Genomic DNA, 18,951 nt, shown 5'->3' with positions numbered 1-18,951 from the left:
GAACGTAAGGAGACGGCAGAGGGGCGTCAAGGGAGGTGTGGCGACCGGATGACGCGGGACGCCGCGCGCCTGTGGCCGCCGCCCGGGCGGGAGTGGGACCCTCACCCCATGAACATGTCTTTCCTGGACAAGTGGCGCAAGCATCCGGAAGCGGTCCGTTCCGCCGCGGCGCCGGCACCGGGGGACGAGGACGCGGAGGGCATCGCCGATCTGCTGGCGGAGTGTGATCTGCTGCGCGCGCAGGCCGCGGGGGCCGGGGTGGAACTGGACGATTCGGTGGGCTCGTTGGAGGCGCTGGACCAGCTGCTGCCCGCCTGGCGGTCGGACCCGGAGATCGCGCCCTGGCTGGGCAACGACGTGGGCCTCTACCTCGGTACGGTCCTGGTGCGCACGGTCCCCGGGGCCCGCTGGAAGATCTGGCCCGGCGGCGAGCCCGTCGTCCGGCTGTCCTCGGGCCGCGAGATCGATGTGGTGACGGCCGGTCAGGAGTGGGCGGACAGCGGCGCGCCCGAGCTCTCCCAGCTCTACGCCGAGGTCGCGGAGAGCTGAGCGCCCGTGTCGTCACCCCGGACGGACGCGCGCCTCACACGAACGCGATGTCGTACGCCAGCTGCCAGCGGTCGGCCCGTACGACGATGTCCGAGGTCTCCACCGCGCGGCCGTCCGCGTCGAAGTGCGTGCGCTCCACGACCGTGACACAGCTGCCCGGCGGGCAGCCCAGCGCCTCCGCCTCGGCGCTGGCTGCGGGCCGGGAGCCCACCCGCTCCTCGGCGCGCACCACCCGGATCCCGATCGCCGCCATCCGCCCGCGCACGCCGCGGCGCGCGTAGGGCCCGTGCTCCGGGAAGACCACGTCCGTGCCCTCGGTGATCGCCAGCGGTTCCCAGCTGGTCGCGAGCTGCACGGGCCGGCGCCCTGCGAGGTACTCGTACTGCGAGCAGACCACGCTGTCGCCGGGCGTGATGACCAGCCTCCGCGCCACCGGCTCCGTCGCCGCCTCGGTCGTGGACGTCGCCTCCCACGTCAACGGCGTGTCCTCAGGACAATTCGCATGGGTGATACTCGCGGCGAAGGGCGAGTCGACGGCGCCCGTGGAGCGCAGCAGTACGCCCAGCGGCGCCCGGTCCGCGACGAACACGCCGCGCCCGAACTGCCCTTCCGCGTAACCCGCCGCCTTCAGTATCCGCACCGCCCGGTCCACGGTCTGGTCGCTGGCTTCGTACGCCCGCTTCAGCTCGGCGCGGGAGGGGATGCGGGCGCCGACGGCGAGGACGCCCTCGTCGATCTGCCGCCGCAGGTCGTCGGCGATGCGCTGGAAAACAGGCCGGTGCTCACCCATGCCCGACAGGCTAGGTACGCAGGCTTCTCATGTGTACCTAGGGGGTGCGGTGCCTCGTCCCGCGTGTCCCCGAGCGCCGAACCGGGGGCATTTGGGGTAGTTTGCGAACTCTCCGCTGTACGGACGTGCCGGACGAGAGTGAGCAGGGCTGCATATGGCCGGTGACGCGCTGATCGAGATGCGCCGGGTCAACAAGTACTACGGGAAGCTCCACGTCCTCCAGGACATCGACCTCACCGTCGGCCGCGGCGAGGTGGTCGTCGTCATCGGCCCCTCCGGCTCCGGCAAGTCGACCCTCTGCCGCACGATCAACCGCCTCGAACCGATCCACTCCGGCACCATCACCCTGGACGGCCACCCGCTCCCCGAGGAGGGCCGCGAGCTGGCCCGGCTGCGCGCCGACGTCGGCATGGTCTTCCAGTCCTTCAACCTCTTCGCACACAAGACCGTGCTGGCCAACATCACGCTCGCGCCGCTGAAGGTCCGCAGGACCGGCAAGGAGGCGGCCGAGCGGCGGGCCCGCGAACTCCTGGACCGGGTAGGGCTCGCCTCGCAGGCCGACAAGTACCCCGCGCAGCTCTCCGGCGGTCAGCAGCAGCGCGTGGCCATCGCCCGCGCGCTGGCCATGGAACCCAAGGCGCTCCTCTTCGACGAGCCCACCTCGGCGCTCGACCCGGAGATGATCAACGAGGTGCTGGAGGTCATGCGGCAGCTCGCCCGGGACGGCATGACGATGGTCGTGGTCACCCACGAGATGGGCTTCGCCCGCTCCGCCGCCAACCGCGTGGTCTTCATGGCGGACGGGGCGATCGTGGAGGACCGCACCCCCGAGGAGTTCTTCACCCACCCGGAGAGCGACCGCGCCAAGGACTTCCTCTCCAAGATCCTCAAGCACTGAGCGGGGGCCGGCAGTGAAGCAGATCCGACGGGCCGCGGCGGCCCCCCTCCTGATCGTCCTGGCCGTCCTGGCCGTCCTCGCCGCCGCCTGCGGCAAGCCCGGCAGCCCGCCCGCCAAGGGCCCGCGCGGCGACGAGCTCCCGAAGTACCCCGTGCAGACCCGCTTCCGGCTCGCCGACTCGCCCACCTGGCAGCAGGCGAAGCGCCGCGGCCACCTGGTCGTCGGCGTCAAGGAGGACCAGCCGTACCTGGGCGAACGCGATCCGTCCTCCGGCGCGTACCGCGGCTTCGACATCGAGATCGCCAAGATGCTCTCCGCCGCGCTCGGTTTCGACCCCAAGACCCTCACCTACAAGACGATCGCCTCGGCCAACCGCGAGACGGCCGTGCAGAACGGCCAGATCGACTACTACGTCGGCACCTACACCATCAACGACCTGCGCAAGAAACAGGTCGGCTTCGCGGGCCCGTACTACATGGCGGGCCAGAGCCTGCTGGTGCGCAAGGACGAGCACGACATCAAGGGCCCGAAGGACCTGGCGGGCAAGCGGGTCTGCTCCGCCGCGGGCTCCACCCCGTACCAGCGCATCAAGGCCGACTACCCCAAGGCCGTGCTCGTCGCGTACGACACCTACTCCGTCTGCGTCGACAACCTGCTCACCTTCCAGGTCGACGCGGTCACCACCGACGACGCGATCCTGCTCGGCTACGCCGCCAAGGCGCCCGACGAGATGAAGCTGGTCGGCAAGCCGTTCTCGAAGGAGCCGTACGGGGTCGGCGTGCCCCTCAAGGACCCCGCGCTGCGCTTCGCGCTGGACGACGCGCTCGCCGCCGACGAGAAGAACGGCACCTGGAAGCGGGCCTACGACGCCACCCTCGGGCTGTCCGGAGTGCCCGCACCGAAGCCGCCCAGGATCGACCGCTACACGGCGAGCTGAGGGAGCCACCGACACCCATGGACGTACTGACCCACAACTGGTCCCTCTACGGCAAGGGCCTGCTCGGCACCGTCGAGCTCACCGTCTTCGCCTCGTTGCTCGCCCTCGTGCTCGGCGTGATCATGGCCGGCTTCCGGGTCGCGCCGGTCGGCTCGCTGCGCACCTTCGGCACGGTGTGGGTGACGGTGCTCCGCAACACCCCGCTCACCCTGCTCTTCTTCGCGGTCCTGCTCGGCCTGCCGCGCTTCGGCCTGGTACTGCCCTTCGACGTCTTCGCGATCCTCGCGCTCGGCTGCTACACCTCGGCGTTCATCTGCGAGGCGGTGCGCTCGGGCATCAACACCGTGCCCGTGGGCCAGGGCGAGGCGGCCCGGAGCCTGGGCATGACCTTCGGGCAGACGCTGGGCACGGTGGTGCTGCCGCAGGCGTTCCGTACGGTCATCCCGCCCGTCGGCTCCACGCTGATCGCGCTGGCCAAGAACTCCGCGATCGCCGGCTCCTTCAGCGTCGTCGAGCTGCTCGGCACGTACAAGACGCTCAACGAGCTGGGCTACAGCATCATCTGGTCCTTCCTCTGGATCGCCGTCGGCTACCTGATCGTGACCCTGACCATCAGCGCGCTGTTCAACGTGCTGGAGAAGCGCTGGGGAGTCGCCCGATGACCGGTACCGCCCTCTACGACGTACCGGGCCCGAGGACCCGCGGCCGGCACCGCCTCTACGGTGTCGTGGCGACGCTCGTCATCCTCGCCGTCCTCGCCTGGGCGGTGTATCTCCTCATCGACACCGGGCAGTTCAGCGCGCGCAAGTGGACGCCCTTCGAGTACCAGGGCATCCAGGAGCTGCTGCTGAGGGGGCTGGGCAACACCCTCAAGGCGTTCGCGATCGCGGCGGTGCTCTCCCTGGCCCTGGGCGCGGTACTGGCCGCCGGGCGGCTCTCCTGGCACCGGCCGGTCCGCTGGCTGGCCACCCTGCTGGTGGAGTTCTTCCGCGCCATGCCCGTACTGGTGATGATCTTCTTCATCTACGTGGCGCTGCGGGCCGAGCCGCTGACCGCGCTGGTCGTCGGCCTCACGCTCTACAACGGCTCGGTGCTCGCCGAGGTCTTCCGCACCGGCGTGCACGCCGTCGAGCGCGGCCAGCACGAGGCGGCGTACGCGCTGGGGATGCGCAAGACGCAGGTCATGACGCACGTACTGGTCCCGCAGGCGGTCCGCGCGATGCTGCCCACGATCATCAGCCAGCTGGTCGTCGCGCTGAAGGACACCTCGCTCGGCTTCCTCATCACCTACGAGGAGTTCCTGCACGCGGGCCGGCTGATCGCCTCCAACCTCGACTACGACCTGCCGTTCATCCCCGTCGTCCTGGTCATCTCGCCGATCTACATCGGGATGTGCATGCTGCTGTCCTGGTTCGCCCACTGGATCGGCCGGCGGCAGCGCCGCAACCCGAAGGTCGAGGGGAAAGTGGGCGCCGCCGAGCCGGGCACGCTGCTGCCGGGCACGCCACAGCTGTGACGTGCCAGGCGATGCGTACTGGTGACGCCGCGTCAGTCCCGTACCGGTACCGACACCCACGACGGGTCGTCGGCCGGCGAGGAGAAGGTGAGCTGCGCGCCGTCCGGGTTGTGCTCGATGTAGAGCGGGTCGACGGAGTCCACGACCACCGCGAGCCGGTGCCCGGCCGGCACGTCGTACGCCGTGGAGAACAGGTCCAGGTCCACGCCGAACGGCTTGCCCGGCTGCTTGTCGTGGAAGGTGAACGGCGCGTGCGTGACGAGCTTGCCGGTGCCGAGCGGGCCCACGTCGTAGAGGTAGGCGATCGCGGTGCCGCTCTCGGCGGTGCTGGTCATCGTGGTGTGCACCTTGGCCGTGCCGCGCACCCGCTGCTGGTTCTCGTACGGCGCGGACTGCCAGACGGCGGCGGCCGAGCGGGGCAGCAGCGGTATCGACGCCATCGGCGGGACCTTGAAGAACTGGTCCAGCATGCTGGAGAGGAAGATCGTGCCGCCGTTCGCGCCGGAGTCGCGGTTCGTGGCGATGCCGTGCGTGCCGTTCAGCGGGATGCGCCGCTGGCCGGAGGGCACGTCCTTCCAGCTCGCGTACCCCTCGTACGCGCCGGTGGAGCGGGACTTGAGCTGGACAGGGGACTCCCGGTCGACGCCGTTGTCGGCGCCCTTGAGGTAGTGGTCGAACCAGCGCTTGGTGTCGGTCCAGGTGTCGTTGGGCAGCCCGAGCAGGCCGGTGGCCTCGGCGGTGGCGTGGTCGCCGGGCCGGAACTCCAGCCGCTTGGGGCCCTTGAGCTTGTCGAAGAAGTCGGCGTACTGGTTCGGCGGGAAGATCGAGTCGCCCCAGGCGTTGCCCATCATGATCGCCGCGCCGTTGGCGTTGATCCTTTCGAGGTAGGTCGCGGGGGAGCGCTTCTTCCCCCACGCGATCATCTCGTCCTCCTTGGCCAGGTTGGAGCCGAGGAAGTCCTTCATGATGGTCCGGAGTTCGGCGCTGGGGCGTCCGGTGATCTCGCCCGCGCCGGCCAGCAGCCCGGCGGCCTGGGCGTGCTGGGTGCGCCCGCTGTAGATCGAGTCGATCAGGTCGGCCCAGCCGCTGAGCGCCGCGACCGCCTTGATGCGCGGATCGAACGCCGAGGCCAGCAGGCTGATCCCGGCGCCGTAACTGACCCCGCCCATGCCGACCTTCGCCGGGTCCGCGGGGGTGTGCGCGAGCGCCCAGTCGACGACCTTGCGGGCGTCGGCGACGTCCTGCGGGCCCGCCGTCTCGATGTTCCCGCCGGACTGCCAGAAGCCGCGCGAGTTGTACCCGACGACGACGTACCCGGAGTCCGCCAGCTTCTTCGCCTGCGCCATGTATTCGATCTGCGGCATGCCCCAGCTGGTGGGCAGCACGATCACCGGGTACTTCTTGCTGCCGTCGGCGTCGCCGGGCGTGAAGACGTTCGCCTTGAGGGTGATGCCGCCGTCGCCCTCGATGTCGACGAACTTCACGGACGCGGGGGCGGTGGCGGCGGCCGGGGCCGCCTGGGCGGCGGGGGCCGTGGCCGTGAGGGTGGTGGCGAGGACGGCCGCGGAGACGGTGCCGATCGCGGCGCGCAGTGTCGTACGGGAGGGCGTCATCTACTGCTCCAGGTCGCGGTGGGGGAGTGGAGAGGGGAGTGACCGGTGGCACCGGTACCGAAGTGACTGGAGAGTAGGGCGAGTTCGTTACCGGTGGTAACCCGTCGGTAGGTTACGCATGGGTAAAGATCTCGTGGCAGCGGCCCTTCGGTGCCCTGTCGCCCCCGAAGAGCCGCAGGTAGGCTCCGGCTCCTGGCTCGAACCCGATGGAGGGAAGGCACAGATGACGCATGTCCGACGCCTGTCGGTGCTGGCCGTGACGGCCGCACTGGCCGGCTCGCTGGCCTCCGTACCGGCCAGTGCCCGGCCCACGGCGGCCCCCGCGACCGAAGCCCCGCCCAAGTCCCCGGTCGCCGTGGGCTCCGGCGGCGCGGTCTCCAGCGTCGACCCCGACGCCTCGGCGGCCGGCATCGAGGTGCTGAAGAAGGGCGGCAACGCCGTGGACGCGGCGGTCGCCACCGCGGCGGCCCTGGGCGTCACCGAGCCGTACTCCTCCGGCATCGGGGGCGGCGGCTACTTCGTCTACTACAACGCCAAGAAGCGCTCCGTGCAGACGATCGACGGCCGCGAGACCGCGCCGCTGACCGCCGACAAGGACCTCTTCCTGGAGAACGGCAAGCCGATCCCGTTCAACGAGGCCGTCACCAGCGGCCTGGGCGTCGGCACCCCCGGCACGCCCGCCACCTGGGACACCGCGCTGGACAAGTGGGGCAGCCGCTCGCTCGGCCAGGTCCTCGCGCCCGCCACCCGCATCGCCCGCGACGGCTTCACCGTCGACGAGACCTTCCGGAAGCAGACCGCCGACAACGCCGACCGGTTCCGCGACTTCCCCGCCACCGCGAAGCTGTTCCTGCCCGGCGGGCAGCCCCCGGCCGTCGGCTCCACGCTGCACAACCCCGATCTGGCGCGCACCTACGACGAGTTGGCGAAGAAGGGTGTGGACGCGCTGTACGGCGGACGGCTGGGCGAGGACATCGTCCGCACCGTCGAGCAGCCGCCCGTGCGGGAGGGCGCCACCCGCAAGGTGCGGCCCGGCGACCTGACCGCCGCCGACCTGGACGCGTACGGGACGAAGGTCCAGGCGCCGACGAAGACGAAGTACCGCGGCCTGGACGTGTACGGCATGGCGCCGTCCTCCTCCGGCGGCACGAGCGTGGCCGAAGCGCTCAACATCCTGGAGAACTACGACGTATCCAAGCTGAGCGAGAAGCAGTATCTGCACCGCTACATCGAGGCGAGCCGGATCGCGTTCGCCGACCGCGGCCGCTGGGTCGGCGACCCGGCCGCGCAGCAGGTGCCCACCAAGGAACTCACCTCGCAGAAGTTCGCCGACTCGCGGGCCTGCCTGATCAAGGGCGACGCGGTGCTCAAGAGCCCGCTCGCGCCCGGCGATCCGCGCCACCCGAAGCCCTGCGAGGACGGTGACAAGGCCGCGCCCACGACCTACGAGGGCGAGAACACCACCCACCTCACCGCCGCCGACAAGTGGGGCAACGTCGTCGCCTACACGCTCACCATCGAGCAGACCGGCGGCAGCGGCATCACCGTGCCCGGCCGCGGCTTCCTCCTCAACAACGAGCTGACCGACTTCTCCTTCGCCCCGGCGGCGCCCGGCGTCCCCGACCCGAACCTCCCCGGCCCCGCCAAGCGCCCCCGCTCCTCCATCTCGCCGACCGTCGTCCTCGACCACGGCAAGCCGGTCCTGGCCGTCGGCTCGCCCGGCGGAGCCACCATCATCACGACAGTTCTGCAGACGCTTCTCGGCCACCTCGACCGCGGCCTGCCGCTCGTCGACGCCATCGCCGCGCCGCGCGCCAGCCAGCGCAACGCCGCGCAGACGGAGCTCGAACCGGGGCTGTACGACAGCAAGCTGCGGGCGGAACTGGAGGCGCTCGGCCACTCGTTCAAGGAAAACCCCGAGATCGGCGCGGCCACCGGCGTCCAGCGGCTGTCCGACGGGCGCTGGCTCGCGGCTGCCGAGAAGGTCCGCCGCGGCGGCGGCTCGGCCATGGTCGTCCACCCCGAAGGCCACACGAACAACCGCTGACCGTATACGGAACAACCGTCTCCGGCGCCTCGTCACGGCCGGAGACGGTTGAAGCCGACTCGCACACGTGGTTACGCTGCGCATCTCCGTCGGAACGGAACGTCAGTGCGAGAGGCGGCGTGAGGCAGTGGGGGACAGGTTCGAGGGACTGGCCGAACAGGCCAGAGCATTGCGCGACGGCGACACCACATCGGCCGAACTGGTCGGGCGGTCGCTGGAGCGCATCGAAGCGACCAGGGGCACCGTCAACGCCTTCCGGCTGGTGCGGGCCGAGGCGGCGCTCGCCGAGGCCGAGGCGGCCGACCGCAGGCTCGCGGCGGGGGAGCGGCTGCCGCTGCTCGGCGTGCCGGTCGCGGTCAAGGACGACACCGATGTGGCGGGCGAGCCCACCGCGTTCGGCTGCGCGGGCACGTTCCCGCCCAAGGCCGCCGACTCCGAGGTGGTACGGCGGCTGCGCGCGGCCGGCGCGATCGTCGTCGGCAAGACCAACGCCTGCGAGCTGGGCCAGTGGCCGTTCACCGAGGGCCCGGCCTTCGGCGACACCCGCAACCCGTGGAGCCCGGCGCACACCCCCGGCGGCTCATCCGGCGGCTCGGCCGCCGCGGTCGCCGCCGGGCTGGTGCCGGCCGCGCTCGGCACGGACGGCGCGGGCTCGGTCCGCATCCCCGCGGCCTGGACCCACCTGGTCGGCATCAAGCCGCAGCGCGGCCGGATCTCCACCTGGCCGGAGCCGGAGGCGTTCCAGGGCATCACCGGCATAGGCCCGCTGGCCCGCACGGTCGAGGACGCGGCGCTGCTGCTGGACGTCTCCAGCGGCAGCCACCGGCACGACCTGCACCGCCCGCCGCCGGTCGCGGTCGGCGCCGCGGTCGGCCGGGACCCGGGACGGCTGCGCATCGCGCTCTCCTGGAAGGCCGCCTGGACCGGTACGCCGCGCCCGCTCCATCCCGAAGTGCGCGCCGCCGTCGCGGACATCGCCCGCACCCTCGCCCGCCTCGGCCACCTCGTCGAGGAGGCCGAGCCGGACTACGGGCTCATCGGCCTGTCCTTCGTGCCGCGCGCGACCACGGGCGTACGGGAGTGGACCCAGCGGGTGCCGGACCGCTCCCTGCTGGACCGCAGGACCCGGGAAGCGGCGCGGCTGGGCCGGCTGCTGAGCGGGCGCGCGCTGCGGCTCGCGCGGGCCGCCGAGGCGCGGCAGCAGCAGCGGGTGGGCGCGGTGTTCGGCCGGTACGACGTCGTGCTGACCCCGACCACGGCCACGCCGCCGCCCCGGATCGGCACGCTCGCCGCGATGAACGGCTGGCGCACCGACCGGGCGATGATCGCGGCCTGCCCGTACGCCTGGCCGTGGAACGTGCTCGGCTGGCCGGGCGTCAGCGTGCCCGCGGGCTTCAGCTCGGGCGGACTGCCGCTCGGCGCCCAGCTGCTGGGCCCCGAGGGCGGCGAGCCCCGGCTCGTCTCGCTCGCCTCCCAGCTGGAGGACGACCTGCGGTGGCACGAGAAGTGGCCGCTCCTGAGGGCCTGTGACTGAGGGCCTATGGCTGAGGGCCTATGGCTGAGGGCCTGTGACTGAGGGCCGGGGCGCCAGGCCCCGGGTGCTCAGCCCAGCAGCTTGAGGATCGCGTCGGTGGTGTCGGTCTCGCCCAGCCGCGGGAAGATCTTCTCCACGCTGTTGCGGTGCGCGTCCGCGTCCATGTCCGTCACGGCGTCGGTCGCGACCGTCACGTGGTAGCCGTGCTCGTACGCGCTGCGCGCCGTGGACTCCACGCCGATGCTGGTCGCGATGCCGGCGAGCACGATCTGCGTGACGCCGAGGCGGCGCAGCTCCATGTCCAGCGCCGTGCCGTGGAAGGCGCCCCAGGTCTGCTTCGTGACGAGCAGGTCCGACGGCTGCCGGTCCAGCTCGGGTACCAGCTCGGCCCAGTCGGCCGGCGGGTTGCCGGCGCGGGCGGGGCCCTCCGTGCGGCCGGGCGCGCCGCCGGTGACGTTCACCAGCACGACGGGCAGGCCGCGGTCGCGGAACGCGGCGGCCAGCCGTGCGCCCCGGTCGATGACCTCGGCGGCGGGGTGTGCTGTGGGCAGCGCGGCGATGCCCTTCTGCAGGTCGATCAGGACCAGCGCGGTCTTCGGGGTCGAGCGTGGTGGCGGTCATCGTTCAGTTCTCCGTCAGTCGTTTCAGCAGCGCGGCGGCCTCGGCCAGTACGCGCTGTTCCTCGGGGGTGGTGTGCTCGGCGATGGCCGCGGTGAGCCAGTTCTGCTTGGCCCGCCGGACGTCGGCCAGTACGCGCCGGCCCTCGTCGGTGAGCGCGAGGACGGCCTGCCGGCCGTCGGTGGGGTGCGGGCTGCGGGCGACGACGCCGCGCTCCTCCAGGGCGGCCAGCGTCACCCGCATCGACTGCGGGCGCACCAGCTCGGCCCGGGCCAGCGCCGCGGTGGTGGCGGGCCCGTCGCGGTCCAGCCGGGCGCAGACCGCGCGCTGGGTGGGCGTGAGGCCCCCGTTCGGCGACTCGGCGCGCAGCCGGCGCATCAGCAGTCCGACGGCCGCGCTGAGGTCCGTGACGAGCTGCTCGGGAGCTGTCCCTTTCGTCGGCATGTCGCCAGCCTAAAAACTCGGCAGGCAAACTTGCAAGTTTGCCTGCCGTTCATGCCGATCGCGCCGTTGTTCCGCGATCGCGGAACCCTCGCCCCGGCAGTGGTGGAAAACTCCCTGTAGTCGTTCCGTGACAGACGGGGCGGCGCATGGCTGATGTGCAACCGAGGGACCGGTGCGGCAGCGCACGGTGACCCTGGGGGGAGAGAACGGCATGGCAGAGACGCAACTGCGAGATGCTTTAGGGGAGTTCGCGTACTTCCTGCGCACGCTGACGGAGGCGCTGGACGCGACCGAGGGCTGGTACGGCGTCTTCCTGCAGCGCGACCCGGCGGGGCTGCGGGCCTTTCTGGAGGGGCGCGAGGTGCCGCCCTGGGACGTGGTCCAGTCGCTGCTCGACGACCTGGCCGGGCGGCGCGGCGCGCAGGCGGCGGGGGAGGCGGGGGCGTGTGCCCGGCAGCTGCACGCCGCGGCGGTCGCCGCGTACGACGCGCTGCGCGGCCCGGCGGAGCTCCGCGACCGCCTCGACGCGACGCTCGGCGAACTCCGCGACGCGACCCGCCGCGAGCGTGACCTGCGCACCGGCCTCGAGCACGCGGCGCCCGGTACCGAGACGGACGCGCTGACCTGCGGACTCGCCTGGGCCGCCGACGGCCTGGCCCGTGCGCGGGCCCGCGTGCAGGAGCTCCGGGCCCGCATCGAGGGCAATGAGTGGGCGGAGGGGCCGCCGCTCGTGGTGGGTCACCTCGCGCCGCACGAGCCGGCGGCGGACCCGGCGGAGAAGGCGGCCGTGGCGGAGTCCGCCGACGCCGGGGACGGTGGCCGGGGGCGGAAATCCGCCAAGGAGCGGGCCGGGGAGGCGCGCGGGTCTGGTACCGCTCAGGTGCCTTCGGCATCCCTCCCGCCCCATGCGCGGCAGGCCGTGGCCACCGCCGTGACCCATCTCGCGGAGCTGCGGGCCGCCGGGCGCGGCGGTGAGGCGCACGCCGTCCTGTGCGCCGCGGCGCGCCGTCCCGCCCAGGAACTGCCGTACATCGCCGAGGAACTGGAGTGGAACGGCCTCGACGCCGATGTGCCCATCCTGCTGTGGGAGGTGGCCGGACTGCCGCCCGGTCCGCTCGCCGCCGCGGCGGGCGCGCTGGCCGCGGCGGGTCGCGGCCAGGACTGCGCGAGCCTGCTGCGGCAGGGCGTGTCCCGGCCGGTCGCGGAGGTGGGGGTCGCCGCACTGGCGTTGCGGGAGGCGGGCCGTACGGCCGAGGCGCGGGAGCTGCTGGCCGCGATGGTCCGGGCGAGAACCGCGGCGGAGGCGGCCGGCCTCGCGGGGGCCACGAGCCTCCCGGAGGTCCTGCTGCCGATGCTGCTGGAGGCCGCGGCCGAAGTGTCGGAGCACCGCTGCCGCGACCTCGTCCACGCGCTGCGGACGGCCGGCGTGCCCGACCGCCTCACCGGCGCCGGCTGACCCGTCCGCACCACGGCTCACAGCGGCTCGTACAGCAGTTCCCGCAGGGCACGGAATCCGCCGCGCGGCGCGGCAGAGATGGTCTTGCCAGCGTGCGGAACGCGGCCTACGGTCACCTCCACACGCGTAGAGCACTCGCGAACCGGTTGTCTGACGCCCTGGCAAAGGAGCAGCTCATGGCCGATGTTGTACGTGCCGCACTGGTGCAGGCGACCTGGACGGGCGACACCGAGTCGATGATCGCCAAGCATGAGGAGCACGCCCGTGCGGCGGCCGCCCAGGGCGCGAAGGTGATCGGCTTCCAGGAGGTCTTCAACGCCCCGTACTTCTGCCAGGTCCAGGAGCCGGAGCACTACCGCTGGGCCGAGCCGGTGCCCGACGGCCCGACCGTCCGCCGGATGCAGGACCTGGCCCGCGAGACCGGCATGGTGATCGTCGTCCCGGTCTTCGAGGTCGAGCAGTCCGGCTTCTACTACAACTCCGCGGTCGTCATCGACGCCGACGGCACGGTCCTCGGCACGTACCGCAAGCACCACATCCCGCAGCTCAAGGGCTTCTGGGAGAAGTACTACTTCAAACCGGGCAACAAAGGCTGGCCGGTGTTCGACACCGCGGTCGGCAAGGTCGGCGTCTACATCTGTTACGACCGGCACTTCCCCGAGGGCTGGCGCCAGCTCGGCCTGAACGGCGCCCAGGTCGTCTTCAACCCCTCCGCCACCTCCCGCGGCCTGTCCTCCCACCTCTGGCAGCTGGAGCAGCCGGCCGCCGCGGTCGCCAACGAGTACTTCGTCGCCGCGATCAACCGCGTGGGCGTCGAGGAGTACGGCGACAACGACTTCTACGGCACCAGCTACTTCGTCGATCCGCGCGGGCAGTTCGTCGGCGACGTGGCCAGCGACAGCAAGGAGGAACTGGTCGTCCGCGACCTGGACTTCGGGCTGATCGACGAGGTCCGGCAGCAGTGGGCGTTCTACCGCGACCGCCGCCCCGACGCGTACGAGGGGCTGGTGCAGCCGTGACCCACTACGTCGACGACGCCGCCCACCTGCACGCCCGGCACCGCTCCGTACTGCCCGAGTGGCTGAGCCTGCTCTACGACCGCCCCATCGAGCTGACGCACGGCGAGGGCCGGCACGTCTGGGACTCCGAGGGCAACCGCTACCTCGACTTCTTCGGCGGCATCCTCACCACGATGACCGCGCACGCGCTGCCCGAGGTCACCAAGGCGGTCGCCGAGCAGGCCGGACGCATCATCCACACCTCGACCCTCTACCTCTCCCGCCCGATGGTGGACCTGGCGGAGCGGATCGTGGCGCTCTCCGGCATCCCCGACGCGCGGGTCTTCTTCACCACCTCCGGTACGGAGGCCAACGACGCGGCCCTGCTGCTGGCGACCACGTACCGCCGCTCGAACCAGATCCTGGCGATGCGCAACAGCTACCACGGCCGGTCCTTCTCGGCCGTCGGCATCACCGGTAACCAGAGCTGGTCGCCGACCAGCCTCTCGCCGCTGCAGACGCTGTGGGTGCACGGCGGGGTGCGCAGCCGCGGCCCGTACGCGCACCTCACGGACGCCCAGTACATCGAGGCGTGCGTCGCGGACCTGAAGGACATGCTCCAGCAGACCGCGGGCGGCGTGGCCGCGCTGATCGCCGAGCCCATCCAGGGTGTCGGCGGCTTCACGGCCCCGCCCGACGGCCTGTACGCGGCGTTCCGAGAGGTACTGGCCGAGCGCGGCATCCTGTGGATCAGCGACGAGGTGCAGACCGGCTGGGGCCGTACGGGTGAGCACTTCTGGGGCTGGCAGGCGCACGCCGCGAGCGGCCCGCCCGACATGCTGACCTTCGCCAAGGGCATCGGCAACGGCATGTCCATCGGCGGCGTGGTCGCCCGCGCCGAGGTGATGAACTGCCTCTCCGCCAACTCCATCTCCACCTTCGGCGGCAGCCCGGTCACCATGGCCGCCGGCCTGGCCAACCTCACCTACCTCCTCGAACACGACCTCCAGGGCAACGCCCGGCGCGTCGGCGGCCTGCTCATCGAGCGGCTGCGGGCGGTGGCCGCGGGCCTGGACATCGTGCGCGAGGTGCGCGGGCGGGGCCTGATGATCGGCATCGAGCTGGTCGAGCCGGGCACGGACGAGCCGTCGCCGCGGGCCGCCGCGGCCGTCACCGAGGCCGCCCGGGAGCGCGGGCTCCTCATCGGCAAGGGCGGCCTGAACGGCGCGGCCCTGCGCATCGCGCCCCCGCTCTCGCTGACCGTCGCGGAGGCCGAGGAGGGCGCGGGGCTCCTCGCGGAGGCGTTGCGGGTGGCGGCCGGCTGATCGCCGTGGGGGTTCGCGCAGCGCCCCGTAAGGGGCGCGGGGAACTGCGCGCTCAGCCACAGCGCAGCTGAGCCCGGCCACCGGCGCGATCTCCCACGGCGGTGGGCCCGGCATTCGCGTCAGCAGCGGTCGCGCCGGCCGGCCCGACCGCTGATCATCGGAGGTATGGCCATACCTCCGATGGCCGCCCTGCGGCCCATGCTCGCCACGCCCGGCCCGCTGCCCGCCGACGGCCCGGACCCGGCCTGGGCGTACGAGGTGAAGTGGGACGGGGTGCGCTGCCTCGCGAACGTACCGGGCGACGGGTCCGTGCGGCTCGTCACCCGCGCGGGCAACGACGCCACCCGGACCTACCCCGAGCTCACGGCCCTCGGCGACGCGCTGCGCGGCCGGTCCGCCGTCCTGGACGGCGAGGTCGTCGTGCTGGACGCGGAGGGGCGCCCCGACTTCGGGCGGCTCCAGCGCCGTATGAACGTCGCGGACGCGCGCCGCACCGCCCGGCTGCTGACCGACCACCCCGTCCACCTGGTCCTCTTCGACGTGCTGTACCTGGACGGGCGGCCGCTGCTGGAGGCCCCGTACGAGGAGCGCAGGGAGGCGCTGGCGGGCCTGGAGCTGGCGGCACCGGAATGGTCGACCCCGGGGCACGTCGTGGGGAAGGGGGCCGAGGTGTGGGAGACGACGCTGCGCAACGGCCTGGAAGGCGTGATCGCCAAGCGGCTCGGCTCCGTCTACACCCCGGGCGTCCGGTCCGCCGACTGGCGCAAGACCAAACACGTGCGCACCCTCGATGTCGTCATCGGCGGCTGGTGGGAGGGGCGCGGTGGAATCGCCGGGCTGCCCGGTTCGGTACTCGCGGGGATCGAGGAGGCGGGCGGGCGGCTGCGGTACGCGGGCTCGGTCGGCTCCGGCCTCTCGGACCGCGAACGGCGGGAGCTGGCCCGGTACTTCGAGGTCCTCGCGCGCGACACCTCGCCGTTCGCCGGGCCGGTCGAGGTGCCGGGCGCGCGCTGGCTGGAGCCGCGGCTGGTCGCCGAGGTCGGCTACTCCGGCTGGACGGCGGCGGGCCGGCTGCGCCACCCGACCTGGCACCGGCTCCGGCCCGACCTCACCCGGCTGGACTGACCGCCGGCAGGCGCTTCACTGCCACCGGTCGAACGCGTCGAGGACGGTCATGATCCCGTCCTCCCAGGTGGGGAAGTAGCCGCGGATCTGGGAGAGCGACACCGCCGGCCGGCGTTGCCGGCCGTCCATCGCGTACACGACGTGGTTGCCGCCCGTCGTGGACACCTGCCCCACCCTGGTGAAGCCGCAGTCGTTCGGGTCCGGGTCGGTACAGACGAAGAGGAAGTGGTCCGGCATGCCGGGTTCCGGAGCGAGCGGGACGAGGAAGAGGCCCCTCCGCTCCACCTCGCGCCGCACGCGGCGATCGATCCTGGATACGTCCACTGTCGCCATGGCAAGCCCCCGTGCTCACTCCGGCCACCACACTGATGGTCCGTCACATTCTGCGCGGCAGCCGCGGCGGACACAAGAAGGAGTCGTCAAGTCGCGCTCACGGAGCGAGAGTCGACCCCCTAGCGCTTGATGCGCGGCAGCCGCTTCGCCCGGTTGAGGTTGATCAGCGGGCCGAGCAGGTCGCCGTACCGTTCGCGGCGCTCCGCGATGTCGTCGATGAGGAAGTGCAGGTCCGCCGGGTCCGCGCAGCCGGCGATCTCGTCCCAGGTCACCGGTGTGGAGACGGTCGGCTCGGCGCGGGCGCGCACCGTGTACGGGGCCGCCGTGGTCTTCGCCGCGCTGTTCTGGCTGAAGTCGATGAAGACCTTGCCGGGCCGCAGAGCCTTGGTCATCCGGTGCACCACCTGCTCGGGCAGCGCCCGCTCCGCCTCCACCGCGATGTCCTTGGCGTACGCGGTGACCTCCTCCGACGGCGTCGGCTCGACCGGCACGAGCAGGTGCAGCCCCTTGGACCCGGAGGTCTTGGCGTACACGTGCAGGCCGTCGGCCGACAGCCGCTCGCGCAGCCACCCGGCGACCGCGCAGCAGTCGACGATCGTGGCCGGCGCGCCGGGGTCCAGGTCCAGCACCATCCGGTCGGCCACGCCCGGCTCGTCCTTGCGCCACTGCGGGGTGTGCAGCTCCACGACGAGGTTGGCCGCCCACATCAGGGACGCGGTGTCCTGCAGCACCACCTGGCGGCCGGTCTTGCCGCTCCGGCGCGTCAGATCGACGGTCTTCACCCAGGCGGGCGTACCGGGGGGCACGTTCTTGGTGAAGAACGTCTCGCCGTCCGGGCCGTCCGGGTACCGCAGGAAGGAGACCGGGCGGTCGTAGAGGTGGGCGAGCATCGCGCCCGCGGTCAGCGCGTAGTAGTGCAGCACCTCGCCCTTCGTGGTCCCGGTGGCCGGGTAGAGCACCTTGTCCAGGCGGGTGACCGTCAGCCGGCGTCCCTCGATCTCGGTGATCGGCATACCCTGAGAGTCCCACGAATCGTGACATAAGGGACGAACGATCGAACGCTAAGGGACGCACGCATGAGATCCATCTGGAACGGGTCGATCTCCTTCGGCCTGGTCAGCATCCCGGTGAAGATGTACAGCGCGACGGACAGCGCCTCGGCGGTCTCCTTCGTCCAGATCCATGAGAAGGACGGCGGCCGCATCCGCTACCGCAAGGTGTGCGAGCTGGACGGCGAGGAGGTGCCCCAGGACGAGATCGGCAAGGGGTACCAGGCCGCCTCCGACATGATCGTCCCGCTCACCGACGCCGACCTGGCCCAGCTGCCGCTGCCCACCGCCAAGACGCTGACCATCCTCGCGTTCGTCGACGCCGCCGGCATCGATCCGCTGCAGATGGACAAGGCGTACTACCTCGGTGCGAACGGCCCGTCCGCCGCCAAGCCGTACGTCCTGCTGCGGGACGCGCTGGTGCACCACCAGAAGGTGGCCATCGGCAAGGTCGCGCTGCGCAACCGCGAGACGCTGGCCATGCTGCGCGTCCACGACGACGCGATCGTGATGCACGCGCTGCTGTGGCCCGACCAGATCCGCTCCCCGGCCGGCCTCGCGCCCAAGGAGGACGTCCAGATCCGGGACAACGAACTCACCCTCGCCGAGACCCTGATGGACTCGCTCGGCGAGCTGGACCAGGACGAGCTGCACGACGACTACCGGGACGCGGTCGAGGAGCTGGTCACCGCGAAGCTGGAGGGCGGCGAGCCGGCCGTGCCCTCGGAGGGCCCCCGGCGCGGCGGCAAGGTCATCGACCTGATGGCGGCCCTGGAGGACAGCGTCCGGGCGGCCCAGGAGGGGCGCGGCGGCGGCGCGGAAGCCGAGGAGGGCACGGGCGCCTCCGTCACGCGGCTGCGCCGTAAGTCCGGAGACTCCGGAGACTCCGAAGAGGGCGAAGAGGCGGAGGAGGCCGCGGAGGGCACCGGCGGCGCGGAACGGAGGGCCCGCAAGGCCCCGGCGCGTACGGCCGCGAAGACGACGGGCAAGAAGACCGCGGCGAAGAAGTCGACCGCCGCGAGGACGACCGCATCGAAGGCCACTGCCGCGAAGACGACCGCCGCGAAGACGGGTGCGTCGAAGAAGGGCGCGGCCACCGGTCAGGACGGCTCGGCCAAGAAGGCGGCGGCGAAGAAGAGCCCGGCGAAGAAGACCGCGTCACGCCGCAAGGCGGGCTGAGCGGCCGGTCCGGACGGCGGACCCGGAGGCGTACCGGTACGGAAGGCGGGGCGGGGTCCCGGCCCCGCTGGTGCGCCGTGCGGCGCGTCGGTCGATGCGGTGCGCGTGACTGTTCACGTGCCCGCGAGGACCGCCCGTACGGTCTTGCCACCACCGCGGTCCGCGGTGACGTCGAACTGCCGGGACAGCAGTCCCACGATGGCCATTCCCCGGCCGCCGACCGCCTCTTCGGTGAGCGGCTGGACGGTGGGGGTGCGCGGGCTGTCGTCGTGCACCTCGATGGTGACGCCGCTCGCGGCGGCACTGAGGCGCAGCCGGCAGCGGCTGTTGCCGTGCCGCACCGCGTTCGTGACCAGCTCGGACACGATGAGTACCGCTTCGTCCACCCGGCCCGACACCCCGTCGGGCATCTCCGGATGGCCGAGGAAGCCGCTGGTCAACCTCCTGGCCCAGCGGGCCGACGCGACCTCCCGCGGCAACGCGTATTCGACGCGTGCGGCGCGGTTCCTGTTCGCGTGCATGGGTCTCACTCCCTCCTTC

Annotated in this window: 18 protein-coding genes and 1 pseudogene; 12 read left to right on the top strand and 7 right to left on the bottom strand. The window is 72.2% G+C overall.

Translation table 11 applies throughout. The features are described from left to right. Positions 1 to 108: 108 nt before the first annotated feature. Positions 109 to 549 carry a DUF6278 family protein gene (locus tag ACZ4MH_RS20050; RefSeq protein ID WP_351597174.1) on the top strand — a complete coding sequence of 147 codons (441 nt, stop codon included), beginning with the start codon at positions 109 to 111 and terminating at the stop codon, positions 547 to 549. Between the two features lie 34 nt (positions 550 to 583). On the opposite strand, the gene ACZ4MH_RS20045 is transcribed toward ACZ4MH_RS20050, so the two are convergent. Continuing rightward, complete coding sequence (locus tag ACZ4MH_RS20045; RefSeq protein WP_351597172.1) at positions 584 to 1,339, bottom strand: GntR family transcriptional regulator; 756 nt, start codon at positions 1,337 to 1,339, stop codon at positions 584 to 586. Positions 1,340 to 1,493: 154 nt separating this feature from the next. Between ACZ4MH_RS20045 and ACZ4MH_RS20040 the strand changes: the two genes are divergently transcribed. From ACZ4MH_RS20040 to ACZ4MH_RS20025, 4 genes are read left to right on the top strand one after another with little or no spacing between them, the layout of a single operon-like run. Beyond that, positions 1,494 to 2,237, top strand: coding sequence for an amino acid ABC transporter ATP-binding protein (locus tag ACZ4MH_RS20040; protein WP_351597170.1), 744 nt, complete (start codon positions 1,494 to 1,496; stop codon positions 2,235 to 2,237). A gap of 13 nt (positions 2,238 to 2,250) precedes the next feature. Then, positions 2,251 to 3,174 (top strand): glutamate ABC transporter substrate-binding protein, encoded by a 924-nt coding sequence (locus tag ACZ4MH_RS20035; protein WP_351597167.1) that lies wholly within the window; start codon positions 2,251 to 2,253, stop codon positions 3,172 to 3,174. 17 nt (positions 3,175 to 3,191) lie between these two features. Beyond that, on the top strand, positions 3,192 to 3,836 hold the full coding sequence (locus ACZ4MH_RS20030; protein ID WP_351597164.1) for an amino acid ABC transporter permease: 645 nt from the start codon (positions 3,192 to 3,194) through the stop codon (positions 3,834 to 3,836). Next, positions 3,833 to 4,690: an amino acid ABC transporter permease gene (locus ACZ4MH_RS20025; RefSeq protein WP_351597161.1), complete on the top strand. Its 858-nt coding sequence runs from the start codon at positions 3,833 to 3,835 to the stop codon at positions 4,688 to 4,690. Before ACZ4MH_RS20030 ends, ACZ4MH_RS20025 begins: the two co-directional genes overlap by 4 nt. A 32-nt stretch (positions 4,691 to 4,722) precedes the next feature. Here ACZ4MH_RS20025 and ACZ4MH_RS20020 read toward each other — a convergent pair whose 3' ends face one another. Then, entirely contained in the window at positions 4,723 to 6,303 is a 1,581-nt protein-coding gene (locus ACZ4MH_RS20020) for a CocE/NonD family hydrolase (protein WP_351597158.1), read from the bottom strand. A gap of 223 nt (positions 6,304 to 6,526) precedes the next feature. Here ACZ4MH_RS20020 and ggt point away from each other — a divergent pair, with 223 nt between their 5' ends. Next, on the top strand, positions 6,527 to 8,350 hold the full coding sequence (gene ggt / locus ACZ4MH_RS20015; RefSeq protein WP_351597155.1) for a gamma-glutamyltransferase: 1,824 nt from the start codon (positions 6,527 to 6,529) through the stop codon (positions 8,348 to 8,350). An 82-nt stretch (positions 8,351 to 8,432) separates the two neighbouring features. Then, positions 8,433 to 9,884, top strand: a complete 1,452-nt coding sequence (locus ACZ4MH_RS20010) for an amidase (protein ID WP_351597223.1) — start codon at positions 8,433 to 8,435, stop codon at positions 9,882 to 9,884. Positions 9,885 to 9,952: 68 nt separating this feature from the next. Here ACZ4MH_RS20010 and ACZ4MH_RS20005 read toward each other — a convergent pair. Continuing rightward, a pseudogene (locus ACZ4MH_RS20005) lies at positions 9,953 to 10,505 on the bottom strand (isochorismatase family protein). Between the two features lie 3 nt (positions 10,506 to 10,508). Further along, complete coding sequence (locus ACZ4MH_RS20000; protein WP_351597152.1) at positions 10,509 to 10,946, bottom strand: MarR family winged helix-turn-helix transcriptional regulator; 438 nt, start codon at positions 10,944 to 10,946, stop codon at positions 10,509 to 10,511. 211 nt (positions 10,947 to 11,157) lie between these two features. Between ACZ4MH_RS20000 and ACZ4MH_RS19995 the strand changes: the two genes are divergently transcribed. The 4 genes from ACZ4MH_RS19995 (at position 11,158) to ligD (ACZ4MH_RS19980) (ending at position 15,850) form a co-directional block, all read left to right on the top strand. After that, complete coding sequence (locus tag ACZ4MH_RS19995) at positions 11,158 to 12,402, top strand: hypothetical protein (RefSeq protein ID WP_467754602.1); 1,245 nt, start codon at positions 11,158 to 11,160, stop codon at positions 12,400 to 12,402. Between the two features lie 176 nt (positions 12,403 to 12,578). After that, the gene (locus ACZ4MH_RS19990; RefSeq protein ID WP_351596079.1) at positions 12,579 to 13,421 is read left to right on the top strand and encodes a nitrilase-related carbon-nitrogen hydrolase; all 843 of its coding nucleotides are present in this window, start codon (positions 12,579 to 12,581) and stop codon (positions 13,419 to 13,421) included. Then, a complete protein-coding gene (locus ACZ4MH_RS19985) occupies positions 13,418 to 14,725 on the top strand; it encodes an aspartate aminotransferase family protein (protein WP_351596076.1) in 1,308 nt (435 codons plus the stop codon). Before ACZ4MH_RS19990 ends, ACZ4MH_RS19985 begins: the two co-directional genes overlap by 4 nt. A 165-nt stretch (positions 14,726 to 14,890) precedes the next feature. After that, positions 14,891 to 15,850 carry a non-homologous end-joining DNA ligase gene (gene ligD / locus ACZ4MH_RS19980; protein ID WP_351596073.1) on the top strand — a complete coding sequence of 320 codons (960 nt, stop codon included), beginning with the start codon at positions 14,891 to 14,893 and terminating at the stop codon, positions 15,848 to 15,850. 15 nt (positions 15,851 to 15,865) lie between these two features. Here ligD (ACZ4MH_RS19980) and ACZ4MH_RS19975 read toward each other — a convergent pair whose 3' ends face one another. Next, complete coding sequence (locus ACZ4MH_RS19975) at positions 15,866 to 16,147, bottom strand: hypothetical protein (RefSeq protein ID WP_467754601.1); 282 nt, start codon at positions 16,145 to 16,147, stop codon at positions 15,866 to 15,868. A 155-nt stretch (positions 16,148 to 16,302) separates the two neighbouring features. Beyond that, the gene (ligD, locus tag ACZ4MH_RS19970; RefSeq protein ID WP_351596067.1) at positions 16,303 to 17,196 is read right to left on the bottom strand and encodes a non-homologous end-joining DNA ligase; all 894 of its coding nucleotides are present in this window, start codon (positions 17,194 to 17,196) and stop codon (positions 16,303 to 16,305) included. A 63-nt stretch (positions 17,197 to 17,259) separates the two neighbouring features. Here ligD (ACZ4MH_RS19970) and ku point away from each other — a divergent pair, with 63 nt between their 5' ends. After that, positions 17,260 to 18,411, top strand: a complete 1,152-nt coding sequence (ku, locus tag ACZ4MH_RS19965) for a non-homologous end joining protein Ku (RefSeq protein ID WP_351596064.1) — start codon at positions 17,260 to 17,262, stop codon at positions 18,409 to 18,411. 113 nt (positions 18,412 to 18,524) lie between these two features. Here the strand turns inward: ku and ACZ4MH_RS19960 are convergent, their stop codons facing one another. After that, a complete protein-coding gene (locus ACZ4MH_RS19960) occupies positions 18,525 to 18,932 on the bottom strand; it encodes an ATP-binding protein (protein WP_351596061.1) in 408 nt (135 codons plus the stop codon). Positions 18,933 to 18,951: the final 19 nt, after the last annotated feature.

It is taken from the genome of Streptomyces sp. NPDC026301 (assembly GCF_055567935.1).
Note: the sequence above shows the minus strand (reverse complement) of the source record. Positions and strands in the feature narration are given on the sequence as shown.

What these genes read in the sequence shown, in the direction of transcription:
- ggt (WP_351597155.1), top strand. Translation starts at nt 6,527, where the DNA reads ATGACGCATGTCCGACGCCTGTCGGTGCTGGCCGTGACGGCCGCACTG.
- ACZ4MH_RS20050 (WP_351597174.1), top strand. Translation starts at nt 109, where the DNA reads ATGAACATGTCTTTCCTGGACAAGTGGCGCAAGCATCCGGAAGCGGTC.
- ACZ4MH_RS20030 (WP_351597164.1), top strand. Translation starts at nt 3,192, where the DNA reads ATGGACGTACTGACCCACAACTGGTCCCTCTACGGCAAGGGCCTGCTC.
- ACZ4MH_RS20025 (WP_351597161.1), top strand. Translation starts at nt 3,833, where the DNA reads ATGACCGGTACCGCCCTCTACGACGTACCGGGCCCGAGGACCCGCGGC.
- ACZ4MH_RS19960 (WP_351596061.1), bottom strand. Translation starts at nt 18,932, where the DNA reads ATGCACGCGAACAGGAACCGCGCCGCACGCGTCGAATACGCGTTGCCG.
- ku (WP_351596064.1), top strand. Translation starts at nt 17,260, where the DNA reads ATGAGATCCATCTGGAACGGGTCGATCTCCTTCGGCCTGGTCAGCATC.
- ACZ4MH_RS20040 (WP_351597170.1), top strand. Translation starts at nt 1,494, where the DNA reads ATGGCCGGTGACGCGCTGATCGAGATGCGCCGGGTCAACAAGTACTAC.
- ACZ4MH_RS20045 (WP_351597172.1), bottom strand. Translation starts at nt 1,339, where the DNA reads ATGGGTGAGCACCGGCCTGTTTTCCAGCGCATCGCCGACGACCTGCGG.
- ACZ4MH_RS20000 (WP_351597152.1), bottom strand. Translation starts at nt 10,946, where the DNA reads ATGCCGACGAAAGGGACAGCTCCCGAGCAGCTCGTCACGGACCTCAGC.
- ligD (WP_351596067.1), bottom strand. Translation starts at nt 17,196, where the DNA reads ATGCCGATCACCGAGATCGAGGGACGCCGGCTGACGGTCACCCGCCTG.
- ACZ4MH_RS19990 (WP_351596079.1), top strand. Translation starts at nt 12,579, where the DNA reads ATGGCCGATGTTGTACGTGCCGCACTGGTGCAGGCGACCTGGACGGGC.
- ACZ4MH_RS19995 (WP_467754602.1), top strand. Translation starts at nt 11,158, where the DNA reads ATGGCAGAGACGCAACTGCGAGATGCTTTAGGGGAGTTCGCGTACTTC.
- ligD (WP_351596073.1), top strand. Translation starts at nt 14,891, where the DNA reads ATGGCCATACCTCCGATGGCCGCCCTGCGGCCCATGCTCGCCACGCCC.
- ACZ4MH_RS20020 (WP_351597158.1), bottom strand. Translation starts at nt 6,303, where the DNA reads ATGACGCCCTCCCGTACGACACTGCGCGCCGCGATCGGCACCGTCTCC.